The 12323-nt window shown below is 74.2% G+C and carries 12 protein-coding genes and 1 riboswitch; of the genes, 3 read left to right on the forward strand and 9 right to left on the reverse strand.

Going from position 1 to position 12323, the window contains the following annotated elements:
• Together BGP03_RS08120 and BGP03_RS08125 are read right to left on the reverse strand one after the other, a co-directional pair.
• Window positions 1-829, reverse strand: an 829-nt coding sequence (locus BGP03_RS08120; RefSeq protein ID WP_299736004.1) for an alpha-E domain-containing protein, incomplete at its 3' end; no start/stop codon positions are given.
• Complete coding sequence (locus BGP03_RS08125) at window positions 829-2472, reverse strand: circularly permuted type 2 ATP-grasp protein (RefSeq protein ID WP_298798615.1); 1644 nt, start codon at window positions 2470-2472, stop codon at window positions 829-831. The genes BGP03_RS08120 and BGP03_RS08125, both read right to left, overlap by 1 nt.
• Window positions 2473-2762: 290 nt before the next feature.
• Here BGP03_RS08125 and rpsT point away from each other — a divergent pair, with 290 nt between their 5' ends.
• Window positions 2763-3026, forward strand: a complete 264-nt coding sequence (gene rpsT, locus BGP03_RS08130; RefSeq protein ID WP_296370841.1) for a 30S ribosomal protein S20 — start codon at window positions 2763-2765, stop codon at window positions 3024-3026.
• Window positions 3027-3075: 49 nt separating this feature from the next.
• On the opposite strand, the gene holA is transcribed toward rpsT, so the two are convergent.
• On the reverse strand, window positions 3076-4032 hold the full coding sequence (holA, locus tag BGP03_RS08135) for a DNA polymerase III subunit delta (protein ID WP_296370842.1): 957 nt from the start codon (window positions 4030-4032) through the stop codon (window positions 3076-3078).
• Window positions 4033-4146: 114 nt separating this feature from the next.
• A riboswitch (SAM riboswitch) is annotated at window positions 4147-4279 on the forward strand.
• 10 nt (window positions 4280-4289) lie between these two features.
• Here holA and thrC point away from each other — a divergent pair.
• Complete coding sequence (gene thrC, locus BGP03_RS08140; RefSeq protein WP_298798605.1) at window positions 4290-5570, forward strand: threonine synthase; 1281 nt, start codon at window positions 4290-4292, stop codon at window positions 5568-5570.
• Here thrC and BGP03_RS08145 read toward each other — a convergent pair.
• From BGP03_RS08145 to rsfS, 6 genes are all read right to left on the reverse strand, one after another.
• Window positions 5476-7995 (reverse strand): ComEC/Rec2 family competence protein, encoded by a 2520-nt coding sequence (locus BGP03_RS08145; RefSeq protein ID WP_298798603.1) that lies wholly within the window; start codon window positions 7993-7995, stop codon window positions 5476-5478. The two genes, thrC and BGP03_RS08145, sit on opposite strands and share 95 nt — an antisense overlap.
• Complete coding sequence (locus tag BGP03_RS08150; protein WP_296370844.1) at window positions 7992-8810, reverse strand: ComEA family DNA-binding protein; 819 nt, start codon at window positions 8808-8810, stop codon at window positions 7992-7994. The genes BGP03_RS08145 and BGP03_RS08150 overlap by 4 nt, the downstream gene beginning before the upstream one ends.
• A 161-nt stretch (window positions 8811-8971) precedes the next feature.
• A complete protein-coding gene (locus BGP03_RS08155) occupies window positions 8972-9817 on the reverse strand; it encodes a DegV family protein (RefSeq protein ID WP_298798602.1) in 846 nt (281 codons plus the stop codon).
• A gap of 11 nt (window positions 9818-9828) precedes the next feature.
• Entirely contained in the window at window positions 9829-10575 is a 747-nt protein-coding gene (octT, locus tag BGP03_RS08160) for a diglucosylglycerate octanoyltransferase (RefSeq protein ID WP_298798601.1), read from the reverse strand.
• A complete protein-coding gene (locus BGP03_RS08165; protein ID WP_298798600.1) occupies window positions 10572-11189 on the reverse strand; it encodes a histidine phosphatase family protein in 618 nt (205 codons plus the stop codon). Before BGP03_RS08165 ends, octT begins: the two co-directional genes overlap by 4 nt.
• Window positions 11186-11581 (reverse strand): ribosome silencing factor, encoded by a 396-nt coding sequence (gene rsfS, locus BGP03_RS08170; protein ID WP_296370848.1) that lies wholly within the window; start codon window positions 11579-11581, stop codon window positions 11186-11188. Before rsfS ends, BGP03_RS08165 begins: the two co-directional genes overlap by 4 nt.
• A gap of 123 nt (window positions 11582-11704) precedes the next feature.
• On the opposite strand from rsfS, the gene BGP03_RS08175 reads away from it, so the two are divergent.
• Window positions 11705-12196: a DinB family protein gene (locus BGP03_RS08175; protein WP_296370849.1), complete on the forward strand. Its 492-nt coding sequence runs from the start codon at window positions 11705-11707 to the stop codon at window positions 12194-12196.
• The last annotated feature ends 127 nt before the right edge of the window (window positions 12197-12323 follow it).

Genomic DNA, 12323 nt, shown 5'->3' on the forward strand with positions numbered 1-12323 from the left:
GGTCGTCGAGCAGCTCGTCGGGCCGCAGGAACTCCAGCTCCGAACGTGCCCGGCCCAGCAGCCGCAGCGCCTCGGCCTTCGCGCCGATGCGGGCGGTGGGGCGCAGGTCCAGGTCCACCAGGCACGTCTCGGCCTGGCGCAGCGCGTGGAACACCGAGCGCGGGAAGAGCTTGTCCATCAGCAGGAACTGCACGACGCGCGCGGCGTCGAGCGCGCCGCGGTAGGTGCGCAGGTAGGTGTCGGCGGCACCCGCGCTGCGCAGCACCGTGAGCCAGCCCGGCGAGTTCATCCGGTCCGACACCCGCGACAGCAGCAGCCGCACGATCATGTCGACGCGCTCCACGGAGCGTCCGAGCAGGTAGAACCGCCAGGTGTCGTCGCGGCTCATCGTGGACGCGGCGAGACCGTTGAGCATCGCGGCGCGGTCCTCGACGTAGGCGAAGAACGCGTGCGGGCCCACCCAGCGGGCGTAGCGCTGCCGCTCGGGCAGGCCGTTCCAGGTGACGTTGAGGCACTCCCACATCTCGGCGGAGACCACCTCCCGTGCCCCGCGGGCGTTCTCGCGGGCGCTGGCCACCGACGACACGATCGACGCCGACGTCTCCTCGGAGTAGCCGACGAGCTCGGTGAGCGACCAGGCGTCGAGCACCCCGTCGTCGGGCGGTTCGACACCGAGCACCCCGAGCAGCGTGCGCGCGGCCAGGTCGGCGTCCACCGTGGCGTCCTCGAGCAGCTGGTGCACCGAGACGTCGAGGATCCGGGCGGTGTCGTCGGCGCGCTCGACGTAGCGGCCGATCCAGTAGAGCGCCTCGGCGTTGCGGGCGAGCATTACGCGTCCCCCGCCTGCTGCTGCTGTTGCTGTTGTTGCTGCTGTTGGCTCATCGTCAGCTCCGGTCCGTGCTCGGCCGCGGGCGACCCGGCGGGGGCGGCCAGCGCCAGGCCCTTCTCCCCCAGCTCGCGTTCCACGTCGGGGGCCCGGTTCGGGGCGAGCACCCAGGTGTCCTTGCTGCCACCGCCCTGGCTGGAGTTGACCACCAGGCTGCCCTTCGGCAACGCGACGCGGGTGAGCCCGCCGGGCAGCACGAACACGCTCTCGCCGTCGTTCACCGCGAAGGGGCGCAGGTCGACGTGCCGCGGCACGAGCCGGTCGTCGACCTTGGTCGGCACCGTGGAGAGCTGCACGACGGGCTGGGCGATCCAACCGCGCGGGTCGTCCCTGATGTCCTTGCGCGCCGACGCGAGCTGCTTCGCGGTGGCGTTCGGTCCGAAGAGGATGCCGTAGCCGCCGGAGCCCTCCACGGGCTTGAGCACGAGCTCGTCGAGGTGCTCGAGCACGTGGGACTTCTCGTCGTCGAGCCAGCACCGGAACGTGTCGACGTTGGGCAGCAACGGCTTCTCGCCCAGGTAGTAGTCGATCATCTTGGGCACGTAGGTGTAGACGAGCTTGTCGTCGCCCACCCCGTTGCCCACGGCGTTGGCGATCACGACGTTGCCCGCGCGCGCCGCGTTGATCACCCCGGCGATGCCGAGCACCGACCTGGGGTTGAACTGCAAGGGGTCGAGGAACTCGTCGTCGATGCGCCGGTAGATCACGTCCACCTGCTGCTCACCCTCGGTGGTGCGCATGTAGACCATGTTGTCGCGGCAGAACAGGTCACGGCCCTCGACGAGCTCCACGCCCATCTGCCGGGCGAGCAGCGAGTGCTCGAAGTAGGCGGAGTTGTAGACGCCGGGGGTGAGCACCACGACGTTCGGGTCGGCCTCGTTCACCGACGCCGCCGAGCGCAGGGCGCGCAGCAGGTGGGTGGAGTAGTCGCCGACCGCGCGCACCCGCTGGCGGGTGAACAGGTCGGGGAACACCCGCGCCATCGTGCGGCGGTTCTCCATCACGTACGACACGCCCGACGGGTTGCGCAGGTTGTCCTCCAGCACCCGGAAGGTGCCCTGCTCGTCGCGCACGAGGTCGATGCCGGCCACGTGGATGCGCACCCCGTTGGGCGGAACGAGGCCGGCGGCCTCCCGGTGGAAGTGCTCGCAGCTGGTGATCAGCCGGCGCGGCAGCACCCCGTCGCGGATGATCTCCGCGTCGCCGTAGACGTCGGCGAGGAAGGCCTCCAGCGCCTTGACCCGCTGCACGATCCCCTTCTGCAGCCGGCCCCACTCCCCCGACGAGATCACCCGCGGCACGATGTCCAGCGGGAACGGGCGCTCCTGGCCCGACAGGGAGAACGTGATGCCCTGGTCGACGTAGGCGCGGTCGAGCGCCTCGGAGCGCACCGTCAGGTCGGCCACCGCCGTCGGCGCGATCGCGTCGTGCAGCGCCCGGTACGGCGTGCGCACCGTGCCGTCGGGGGCGAACATCTCGTCGTAGGCGCCCGCGTGCGGACGGTCGGGTTCCAGGTAGCCGTCGAACAGCGCGGATCCGGCGGAGGCCTCCTCCGTGGCCGCGTCAGCGCCCACCTCCGCGTCCACCTGGTCCTGCACCGCTCGAACCACAGAGCCTCCTCGTCGGCCGGGTGCGGCGGGGCCGCCGAACTCGGGGTCATACTCACCCAACGCCCCGGTCGGGGACCAGTCGGACGCGCTACGGGCGTGTTACGGGGTTGCGCACCACGGGGGGATGTCCGGGTGCGACGCAGGGCGCTGTAGCATGGACAGCCGAGCGCCCGGCGTGCTCGCACGATCCACCGCCGCCGGAGCCTGAACAGCAGGACTGAGATTCAGCAGGACACCCAGCGGCAAGAGGAACTCGAGGCATTCGCGTGGCCAACATCAAGTCCCAGATCAAGCGGGTCAAGACCAACGAGAAGGCGCGTCAGCGCAACAAGTCGGTCCGCTCGTCCGTGCGCACCGCCGTGCGCCGTTTCCGTGAGGCCGTCGAGGCCGGCGACACCGAGAAGGCCGTGGAGCTGCAGCGCGCGGCGTCCAGGGCGCTCGACAAGGCCGCCAGCAAGGGCGTCATCCACAAGAACCAGGCCGCCAACCGCAAGTCGGCGATCGCGAAGCGGCTCACCCCCTCCGCCTGATCCACTCCACAGCGGCGCCGTCCCTCCGGGGCCGGCGCCGTTCGTGTGTCTAGCGACGGCCGCGGGCGGCGACGATGCGCAGCACCGCGTGCTCCAGCGCGTAGTCGGCGTCGGCCGCGGCGCCCTTGACGTCGGCGTTGACCTGGGCGGCCGCGGCGAACGCCTCCGCCAGCCCGTCGGGGTGCCAGTTACGCACCTGCTGCTGGGCCTTGCGGATCTTCCACGGCGGCATGCCCAGCCGCTGGGCCAGCTGGTTGGGGTCGCCCCGGCCCGCCGCACCCACCTTGGCCAGCGTGCGCACGGCATCGGCGAGCGCGTCGGCGATGAGCACCGACGGCACCCCCAGCACCTGGGCCCAGCGCAGCGCCTCCAGCGCCCCCGCGCGGTCGCCCAGCACCACCTGGTCGGCCACCGCGAACCCCGACGACTCCGCGCGCCCGCGGTGGTAGCGGCGCACCGCGGCCTCGTCGACGGTGCCGCCGGTGTCGGAGACGAGCTGGCTGGTGGCGGCCGAGAGCTCCCGCAGATCGGAACCGACGGCCTCGATGAGCGCGCCGATGGCGGCCGGCGCGATCCGGCCGCCGACACGGCGGACCTCGGCCTTGACGAAATCGCTGCGCTGCTCGTGGCGGGTGACCTTCTCGCAGGTGGTGACCGCGGCCCCACCCTTGCGCAGCGCGTCGGCGAGCCCCTTGTTGCGCGCCCCACCCGCGTGCAGCACGACCAGCACGATGCCCTCGGCCGGATCGGCGGACTGCGCCACGATCGCCTCGGCCAGGTCCTTGCCCACCTCGTGCGCGGACTGGATGACGATCACCCGGGCCTCGGCGAACAGGGACGGCGACAGGGCGTCGGCCAGCTCCACCGGCGTGAGCTCGGAGGCGCGGTAGCGACGGAGCTCGGCCGCGGGATCGTCCGCACGGACCTGCCCCAGCACGTCCTCGACGGCGCGCTCCACCAGCAGCTCCTCCTCCCCGAGGACGAGCTGGACCGGGGCTGGGTTCATGCCCACCATGCTGACGCACGGCACCGACAGTCCGTGACCCGGCTCCCAGATGGTGGATCAGGGTTGGGCAGGACAGCGGTCGTGTCGTACCGTGGCCGCTACACAACTTCAGATGGCTCATCCAGAGGGGCAGAGGGAACGGCCCGTTGAAGCCCCGGCAACCGGCAGACGCACACTGCGCAGATCTGTTCTGCGTGCGCTGATCACGGTGCCAATTCCGACCCGCACGGCGCGGGGAAGATGAGGAGATCTTCAACATGACGCTGCTCTCTGACGCTCTGTCGACCCCTCTCGGTACGTCGACTGCTCTCGATCTGGGCCCCGCCCGCGCACTCTCGTGTCGCGAGTGCGGCCACGAGACGCCGCTCGCCGCGGAGTTCGCCTGTGCCGAGTGCTTCGGCCCGCTCGAGATCGCCTACGACTTCAGCGACATCACCCGTGAGTCGATCGAGGCCGGCCCCACGTCGATCTGGCGCTACCGCGACCTGCTGCCGGTGCCGCGCGGGGTGCAGGACATCCCCAACACCGAGCCCGGCCTCACCCGCCTGATCAAGGCCGACCGCCTGGGCGCCGAGCTGGGCCTGCGCAACCTGTGGATCAAGGACGACACCGGCAACCCCACGCACTCCTTCAAGGACCGGGTGGTGGCCGTCGCGCTCGCCGCGGCCCGCGAGCTGGGGTTCTCCGTGCTGTGCTGCCCGTCCACCGGCAACCTGGCCAACGCGGTGGCCGCCGCGGCCGCCCGCGCGGGCTGGGACTCCGTGGTGCTGATCCCCAAGTCGCTCGAGCAGGCCAAGGTGCTCACCACCGCCGTGTACGGCGGCACGCTGCTGGCCGTGGACGGCAACTACGACGACGTCAACCGGCTGGCCACCGAGCTCGCCGCGGAGCACGAGGACTGGGCGTTCGTGAACGTCAACGTCCGGCCGTACTACGCCGAGGGCTCCAAGACGCTCGGCTACGAGGTGGCCGAGCAGCTGGGCTGGCGGTTGCCCGAGCAGATCGTGATCCCCGTGGCGTCGGGCTCGCAGCTGACCAAGGTGGACAAGGGCTTCACCGAGTTCGGCAAGCTCGGTCTCGTCGAGGCCACCCCCTACAAGATCTTCGGCGCCCAGGCCACCGGCTGCTCGCCCGTGGCGCAGGCGTTCTCCGAGGGCCACGACGTGATCCGCCCGGTGCGGCCCGACACCATCGCCCGCTCGCTGGCGATCGGCAACCCCGCCGACGGCCCCTACGTCCTCGACGCGGTGCGCCGGACCGGCGGCGCGGTGGGCCACGTGTCCGACGAGGAGGTCGTGGAGGGCATCCGGCTGCTGGCCCGCACCGAGGGCGTGTTCGCCGAGACCGCGGGCGGTGTCACGGTGGCCACCACGAAGAAGCTCATCGCCGAGGGCAGGATCGACCCCGACGCCGAGACCGTCATCCTGATCACCGGCGACGGCCTCAAGACCCTCGACGCCGTGGCCGGACACGTCGGCCCCACCGCCACCGTGCCGTCGACGAGCAGGGCCGTGCGGGAGGCGCTGGGGAACCGCTGAGCGATCGGCACCTCCGACGTGCGCTTTCCCGCGGAGGCAGCAGACGACGCCGCCGGGCCGGGAGCGGGTCGCCCCGGGTGACCACGCTCAGGTCCGGACGGCCGTCGCCGTCGGCGTCGGGTTGCGGCACCACCGCGACGTCGCCGCCGGTGTCGGTGCGGCGTACGACCGCGCCGGCTCCCGCGAGCTCGTCGAGCAGCGCGGTGTTGGGGTGGCCGTAGCCGTTGCCGGCCCCGACGCTGACGAGCACCGCCCGTGGCGCGACCGCGGAGAGGAACGCGGTGCTGCTGTAGCGGCTGCCGTGGTGGGGCATCTTGAGGATGTCGGCGCGCAGGTCGGCGCCGCTGCCCATCAGGTCGGCCTGCTCGGCCAGCTCCGCATCGCCGGGGAGCAGGACCGTGCCGGCCGGGGTGGTGGCGCGCAGCACCACCGAGCCGTCGTTGACCTGCGTGCCGTCGTCCGGGTCGACCGTCGCGGACGGGCGCGGCGGCCCGAGGACGTCGAGGGCGAGTGCGGGCCAGCTGAGCCGGTGCCCACGCTCGAGCGCCACGACCCGGGTACCGGCCTCGGCCGCGAGCTGCGCGACCTCCCGCAGCGCCCACTGCGGCACCCGGACCGGGCCCACGGCCACCGCGCTCACCGGCCGCCCGCGCAGGGCCCCGGCCAGGCCGCCGACGTGGTCGGCGTGCAGGTGGCTGACCACCACGAGCGCGATGCCCTCCACCCCGAGCCGGCGCAGGCAGGCGTCGACCAGGCCGTCGTCGGGGCCGGCGTCGACGAGCACCACCCAGCCCGGACGGCCGGTGGCCAGCACCAGCGCGTCGCCCTGCCCGACGTCGCACGCCACCACCGCCCACCCCGCGGGCGGCCAGCCCGGTGGCACCAGCCGGGTGGGCACCAGCACCAGCGCCAGCCCGAGCAGCACCGCGAACAGCAGCGCCCGCCGCCGCGGCGAGCGTCCGAACAGGACCAACCCCACCAGCACGGCGAGCAGCAGCAACGCCCCGCCGACGCCCGTCGGCCACGGGATCGCCGCACGGGAGATCCCGGCACTGCGGTCGGCCACGAGCACCAGCCAGCCCACGAACGGGCCCGCCGTCCAGGCGAGCGCCTGCGCCACCGGGGCGGCCACGGGTGACACCAGCGCGGCGAGCACCCCGAGGACCGTGGCCGGCGCGACGGCGGGGGCGGCCAGGAGGTTGGCCAGCACCGAGACCGGCCCGACCTGGCCGCTGAGCCCGGCCACGATCGGCGCGGTGACCACGAACGCCGCCGTGGACACCGCGAGCGCCTCCGCCGCCCATCCCGGTACCCGGCGTCTGCGCAGGGCCCGGGCCAGCCCCGGCGCGAGCAGGACCAGCGCGGCGGTGGCCATCACCGACAGCGCGAACCCGGGATCGAGCGCCAGCGCCGGGTCGAGCGGCAGCAGCACGAGCACGGCGGTGGCCAGCGCGGGCAACGCCGACCGGGCCCGGCCCGACGCCATGGCCAGCAGCACCACGGCGCCCATGACGCCCGCGCGCACGACGCTCGGCGACGGCCGGGCGAGCACCACGAACCCCACCACCGCGGCGCCGGCCAGCGCCGCGACCAGCCGCGGATCGGCCCGGAAGCGGCGCAGCACCGCGATGAGCACGCCGCTGACGACGGCGAGGTTCGCCCCGCTCACGGCCAGCAGGTGGGTGAGCCCGGCGGCGCGGAAGTCATCCTCGGACTCGGTGGTGAGCCCAGCCGTGTCACCGACCGTGAGACCGGGCAGCAGGCCCGCCTCCGCCTGCGGCAGCGCGGCCGTGGCGGCCTCGCGCAGGCCGGAGCGCAGCCCGCCCGCGGCGGTCTGCCACCACGGTGGTGGCGTGACGTCCGACGGCGGGCCACGGACCCGCAGCACCGCGACGACCAGGTCGGAGCGGGTGGGCGGCGCCAGCAGACCCTCGGCGGTGACGGCCTGGCCCGGCAGCAGCCCGGCCCATCCCTCGACCGGGGCCAGCAGCAGCACCCGCCCGCCGCCCGTCCACCGGCCGGAACCGGCGGTGGCGTCCTCCAGCGTGGCGGCGACGAGCACCTGCGTGGCGCCGCCCGGCTGCGAGCCGTAGGCCGATCCGCGAAGCGGGCGCGGATCGTCGCCGAGCACCACCCGCAGCGTGGCCGCGGCACCGCGCTGGGCCTGCTCGTGCAGCGGATGGGTGGCCACGAGCACGGTGTGGGCAGCGATCACGACACCGGCGGCGGCCGCGCAGCCGGCCACCGCCAGCAGCCCGGCGCGGCGCCGGGCGAGGAGGGCGGCCACCGTCCCGGCCACCGCCACGGCGGCCCCGGCCCAGGGCCCGAGGCCCAGGCCGAGCAGCACCACCGCCCACACCGCGAGCGCCGCGGGGACGAGCCGCAGGTCGGGTGGGTGCGAGAGGTCGTCCGGCGGCGCCCTCATCCGACCGTCACCAGCTCCCGCAGCTGGGCGAAGCGGCGCTCGCCGATGCCGTCGATCTCGCGGAGCTGGTCGACGCGGGCGAACCGCCCGTTCTTCGTGCGCCAGTCGAGGATCTTCTGTACGGTGACCGGGCCCATGCCGGGCAGGGTGTCGAGCTGGGCGGCCGTGGCGGAGTTGAGATCGATCTTCCCTCCTGGTGCCGGCCCGCCCGGGGCCGGCGCGGCCGCCGCACCGCCCGAGGGGGCGTCGGGCGCGGCCGGGACCCCGACCGCGATCTGCTCGCCGTCGGTGACCTTCCGGGCGAGGTTGAGCCCGGTGAGATCGGCGCCGGGCAGCGCCCCACCGGCGGCCTTCACGACGTCGGCGACGCGGGAGCCGTCGGGCACCTCCACCAGCCCCGGCCTGCGGACCTTTCCCGACACACTGACGACGAGCGGACCGGCCGGCGCCGCGCTCGCGGCAGGCGCAGCGGTGTCGCCCACGGTGACCGCGGGCAGCGCCGGCACCGGCTCGGCCCGCGGCCGCTCGCTCCACACCCCCACGGCGGCGACGACCGCCGCCAGAGCGGCCACGAGAGCCAGCGCCGTGGCACCCGGCCGCCCGGGATCGATCCGGGCCGCACGCCAGGACTCCGGCAGCAACCGCGCCGGCGACCGCCGGCGCACGGGCACCACCGGCAGCGGCTGCGTGGGCGGATCCTCCACCTCCCGCACCCGCCCCGGCGGCGTCCACGGCACCGGCGGCTGCCCGAACGCGGGAGGCCCGAGCAGAGTCGTCAGCCGTCCGGGCGGCGGTGAGGGGTCGGATCGGGCCACATCCCGACGCTAGGACGGATCACGGCCTCCGCCGCGACGAGCTGCGGATCTGTGGATGGCCGACCCACGATGGGGACAACTCTCCCCCGTCGGCCCCTCGATCGCCGACACCGTCGGTCCCCCGCGCCATACTGGTCACCGGGGGGCGGCGCCCGACCCCCTCACCCCTTCGGCACCACCACGACGGCGAGCAGGCCGGTGCCCACGTGCGCGCCGATCACCGCCCCCACCTCCGACACCAGCAACCGCGCCACGTCCAGCCGCTCCCGCAACCGGGCCGCCACGTCCTCCGCACGGCCGGCGGCGCCGAGGTGATGCACCGCGAGGTCGACCGGCCCGTCACCGGCCGCCTTCACCGCCAGCTCCACGAGCCGCTGGGCCGCGCGGGCGGTGGTGCGCACCTTCTCCAGCGGCACGATCTTCCCCTGCGCCACGTGCAGCAGCGGTTTCACCGCGAGCGCGGTACCGAACAGGGCGGCGGCGGTGCCGATGCGCCCGCCGCGGCGCAGCCGGTCGAGCGTGTCGACGGAGAAGAACATGCGGCAGCGGGCGGCCACGTCCGCGGCAGCGGCCTCGACGGCGGCCCCGTCGGACCCGGCGACGGCGGCGTCCGCAGCAGCGAGCACGGCGTAGCCGAGCCCCATCCCGGCGGCCCGCGAGTCGACGACCCGAACCCGGTCGGCACCCACCTCCTCCGCCGCCACCCGCGCCGCGTCCCACGTGCCCGACAGCTCGCGCGACAGGTGCACCGACACCACGCCGTCCGCACCGGCGTCGAGCGCCGTGCGGTAACAGGCGGCGAACTCCGCGGGGGTGGGCCGGGAGGTCTGCACGTCGAGGCGCCGGTCGGCCAGCGCGACGCGCAGCGCGGCCGCGTCGACGTCGACGCCCTCCCGCCCGACGCGCTCCCCCAGCCGCACCTCGAGCGGCACGATCCTGATCCCGCGGTCCTCGGCGACACCGAACGGGAGGTACGAGGTGGAGTCGGTCACGACAGCAACGGGCACGATCGCGGACCCTACGTGCGCAGCAGCGGTCGCAGCACGTCGGCGCACGTCTCGCCGACCGCGGCGTGACCGGCCCAACCCCAGTGCATGCCGTCGGGGTTGCCCTGCCCCGAGAGCACGTGCTCGCCGACGAGCGGCGGCAGGTCGAGCAGTGCGACGCCCCGCTCGGCCGCCCACGCCCGGGTGGCGCGCTCCGCGGCTGGCCGTCCACTGTGGACAGCACCGAAGTCGGCGGCCCGGTGCAGCGGCGGCAGGATCGCGACGACGGGGATACCGGGCCGGATCGCCAGCACGGCCGAGCGGCACAGCTCCAGGTGCCGCACGGTGAGGTGCGGCGGCATCGCGACGGGTCCGCCGCCGGGCAGCACCAGCGCGAACCCCCTGGCGAGCTTCGGCTGCGCGCGCAGGTAGCCCGACCGCACGGCCCGACGCAGCCGGTCGGGCCGCAGCGCCGGGATCAGCTCGCGCAACGCCGTGGGCAGCGGCGACGGCAACGTGTCCATCCCGCCGACGCCCAGCACCAGCGCGTCGACGCGCGGCATCACCGCCCACACCCGCGGATCGTGGCACAGGGCGTACCAGGCGTGCCGGGCCGTCCAGCCGATGCCGGCGACGAGCTCGGCACGGCCGCCGAGCGCCGCGGCGGCGATGTTGGGCCACAGCCTCGGGTCGTCGGCGGGCTCGCCGCGTTCGGGCCCGTGAAAGGCCAGGGAGTCCGCGAGGAACAGGACCGTCGGCGTCCCATGGTCCGATGTCATAGCCCGACGTTGTAGCCGGCCAACCGCCACCGCGGATGGTCATCACGCCGCGCGAGCTGCGCCCAGCGCGCGTTACCCATCCCCCCGATCGACGGCCACGTGGACGTCGGCAGGCCCAGCAGTCCGCAGACCAGCCCGGCGATCATGCCGCCGTGGGCGACCATCACCACGATGCCCCGGGGGTTGTCGGCGTACTCCTCGTCCAACTCGTCGACGACGGGCCGGGAGCGACGCACCACCTCGATGCGCGACTCGCCGCCGGGCGGGGTGTACGCGGGGTCCGACCGCCAGGCCGCGATGGCGCCGGGCCACTGCTCCTCGATCTGCGCGACGGTGAGGCCCTGCCACTCGCCGAGGTGCGTCTCGCGCAGCCGGCTGTCGAGCTTGACCGGCAGGCTGGTGGCGGCGGCCACCGCCTCGGCGGTGTCGACGGCCCGTTGCAGATCCGAGCTGATCAGACGGTCGGGACCCAGCCGCGCGACCTCGGGCGCCACCGCGACGGCCTGCGCCTGCCCGGCCTCGGTGAGCACCGAGTCGATGTGGCCCTGCATCCGGCCCGTCACGTTGTAGTCGGTCTGGCCGTGGCGCAGCAGGGCCAGCCGCCGCAGCGTCACCCGGCGCCGTCCTCGTCGGGGTGCACCGGCTGGTGCATCTCGGGGAAGTCGATGTGCGGGCAGTCCTTCCACAACCGGTCCAGGCCGTAGAACCCGCGCTCCTCGGTGTGCTGCACGTGCACGACGACGTCGACGAAGTCGAGCAGCACCCAGCGCCCCTCGCGCGTGCCCTCGCGGCGGGTCGGCTTGGCGCCGTGCAGCCGCAGCTTCTCCTCGACCTCGTCGACGATCGCCTGCACCTGGCGCTCGTTGGGCGCCGACGCGATGACGAAGCAGTCGGTGATCACCAGCTGCTCGGACACGTCGAGTACGACGATGTCCTGTGCCAGCTTGTCGGCCGCCGCGGCCACCGCCACCTGGGCCATCGCGAGGGCCTGATCGGTGGCCGTCACTGCGCGAACCTCAACATCACGAACCTCTCCCGGCCTGCCCGGCGGGCTGGCCCATTACCTGGGCGTCAGTGTCCCAGCCGGGTGACGGGGCCCGCTCAGGCGGGTCTGACTACGGTCGCGGCCGTGGCCGAGACCCAGCGCCAGCACGTCCCGCTGAACGACTCCGGCGAGCTCGACACCGCCCTCGCCTTCCTCCGGTTCGCCCGGCAGTGCGTCGTCAAGAAGACCGACGGGCTGGACGACGAACAGGTCCGCCGCGTACTGGTGCCCTCGGGAACGTCGCTGCTGGGGCTCGTGCACCACCTGGCCGTCTCGGAGCGGTACTGGTTCGGCCACTTCCTCGTCGGCACGCACGAGGGCACCCCGTGGGACTTCGGCACGGAGGTTCCGACGGGGCGGAGCACCCGTGAGGTCGTGGACGACTACGCGGCCGCCGCGCGGGAGAGCGACGAGGCCATCGCGGCCGTGGGCGATCCGGAGGCCGTGGCCGTCGGGTCCGACGAGGACCGGCTCAGCCTCAGGTGGGTCCTGGCGCACATGACGAGCGAGACGGCCCGGCACGCCGGGCACGCCGACATCCTGCGCGAGCAGATCGACGGGACGACCGGCCGCTAACGGGTGGCCGCCGACGAACTCCTGCCCCGGTAGTTCGGGGTGGCGGCGCGACTCGGTGACGACGAGCCGGGGTAGCGGGGGTCGAGGGCGAGCGCCGCGACGTGTGCGCCATCGGGCCACTCCTCCA

This window comes from Pseudonocardia sp. 73-21 (assembly GCF_001899645.1).
GTDB lineage: Bacteria > Actinomycetota > Actinomycetes > Mycobacteriales > Pseudonocardiaceae > Pseudonocardia.